Source organism: Allobosea sp. CER48, assembly GCF_044752385.1.
In the GTDB taxonomy this organism is placed as follows: domain Bacteria; phylum Pseudomonadota; class Alphaproteobacteria; order Rhizobiales; family Beijerinckiaceae; genus Allobosea.
Window position 1 is genome coordinate 1 of record NZ_JBIWYK010000743.1, and the last position, 1049, is coordinate 1049.

Genomic DNA, 1049 nt, shown 5'->3' on the forward strand with positions numbered 1-1049 from the left:
ATCGGAATTGCCGATATTAACGTCCGTGCTCGTATTGTTTGACAAACAGAACGATTGGACCTACAAGGCGAATACGCGCCGATTTGAGCCACCAGCTTGCGGGCGCGAAATAAGTGCAGCTAAAGCGTGGGGCCAAGGACGCCACCCGTCCCGATCCCTCGCATCATCGCTAGAGGGGTCATCTCATGATCAACATCACCCGACGTTTTGCGATCGCGGCGGTTGCTGCAGCGGGGCTCGCGGCCCCTGCCTTGGCGCAGGCGCCGAAGGAGATCCGGCTCGACTATGCCACCTACAATCCCGTCAGCCTGGTGCTGAAGGAGCGCGGCATTCTGGAGAAGGCGCTTGAGGCCGACGGCATCAAGGTCCGCTGGGTGCTGTCGGCCGGATCGAACAAGGCGCTCGAATTCCTCAATGCCGGCTCGATCGATTTCGGCTCGACGGCCGGCGCTGCCGCGCTGATCGGCAAGATCAACGGCAACCCGATCAAGTCGGTCTACGTCTATTCGCGTCCGGAATGGACGGCGCTCGTCACCGGCGCCAAAAGCGAGATCACGAAGGTCGCCGACCTGAAGGGCAGGCGCGTCGCCGTCACGCGCGGCACCGATCCGCACATCTTCCTTGTGCGCGCGCTCGCGGATGCCAGACTGACCGAGAAGGACGTCAAGCTCGTCCTCCTGCAGCACGCAGATGGTCGTCTGGCGCTGGAGCGCGGCGATGTCGAGGCCTGGGCAGGGCTCGATCCGCTGATGGCGGCGGCGGAAGTCGAGAGCGGCGCGAAGCTGTTCTACCGCAAGGCCGAGGACAACACCTGGGGCATCCTCAACGTCCGCGAAGCCTTCGCCAAGGAGAACCCGGCTCTGGTGCGCAAGGTGATCGCGGCCTATGAGCAGGCGCGCGCGTATGCACTGGCCAACCCAGCCGAGCTGAACAAGGCGCTCGTCGAATATACCAAGCTCTCCGAGCCGGTGATCGAGCGCCAGCTGACCCGCACCGAACTCACCCATTCCGCCATCGGGCAAGCGCAGATCGACAGCATCACCGCCGCT

1 protein-coding gene is annotated in these 1049 nt (G+C 63.6%); it reads left to right on the plus strand.

The genetic code is table 11. The features are described from left to right. Positions 1–185: 185 nt before the first annotated feature. Positions 186–1049, plus strand: an 864-nt coding sequence (locus ACIPIA_RS16935; RefSeq protein WP_400511163.1) for an aliphatic sulfonate ABC transporter substrate-binding protein, incomplete at its 3' end; no start/stop codon positions are given.